1 protein-coding gene is annotated in these 879 nt (G+C 70.2%); it reads right to left on the bottom strand.

What is annotated here, in order from left to right:
* The coding region (locus tag IH13_RS0119755; protein WP_031086252.1) for a succinate dehydrogenase/fumarate reductase iron-sulfur subunit at positions 1 to 719 on the bottom strand (719 nt) is incomplete at its 3' end.
* Between the last annotated feature and the right edge of the window lie 160 nt (positions 720 to 879).

Here is an 879-nt window from a genome sequence, read left to right on the forward strand (position 1 = left end):
AGCCACTCCTTGTTCATGGCGGCGATCGACGGCAGCGGAATGCCCTTGGGGCAGGCGGTGGCGCACTCGCCGGTCAGGGTGCAGCCGCCGAAGCCCTCGTCGTCCATGGTGGCGACCATGTCCAGGACCCGGGTCTCACGCTCCGGCGCGCCCTGCGGGAGCACGTTGAGGTGGTTGACCTTGGCCGAGGTGAAGAGCATCGCCGAGCCGTTGGGGCAGGCCGCGACGCAGGCGCCGCAGCCGATGCACTCGGCGTGCTCGAAGGCGAAGTCGGCGTCCGGCTTGGGCACCGGGGTGGCGTGGGCGTCGGGTGCGGTGCCGGTGGGGGCGGAGACATAGCCCCCGGCCTGGATGATCCGGTCGAACGCCGAGCGGTCGACGACCAGGTCCTTGACGACCGGGAAGGCGGAGGCGCGCCACGGCTCGACGTCGATGGTGTCGCCGTCCTGGAAGGACCGCATGTGCAGCTGGCAGGTGGTGGTGCGCTCCGGTCCGTGGGCGTCGCCGTTGATGACGAGGCTGCACGCGCCGCAGATGCCTTCGCGGCAGTCGTGGTCGAAGGCGACGGGCTCGTCCCCGGCGAGGATGAGCTCCTCGTTGAGGGTGTCGAGCATCTCCAGGAACGACATGTCCTGGGAGATGCCGTCGACTTCGTAGGTGGCCATGGCGCCGGGCGCCTCGGCGTTCTGCTGGCGCCAGACGCGCAGGGTGAGCTTCATGCGTAGCTCCGCTGAGTGGGGTGGACGTACTCGAAGACGAGGTCTTCCTTGTGCAGGACGGGGGCCTCACCGGTCGCGGTGAACTCCCAGGCCGCGGCGTAGGAGAACTCCTCGTCCCGGCGGGCGGCCTCGCCGTCCGGGGTCTGGGACTCCTCACGGA

The sequence above is a fragment of the Streptomyces sp. NRRL WC-3549 genome, assembly GCF_000721935.1.
Taxonomy (GTDB): domain Bacteria; phylum Actinomycetota; class Actinomycetes; order Streptomycetales; family Streptomycetaceae; genus Streptomyces.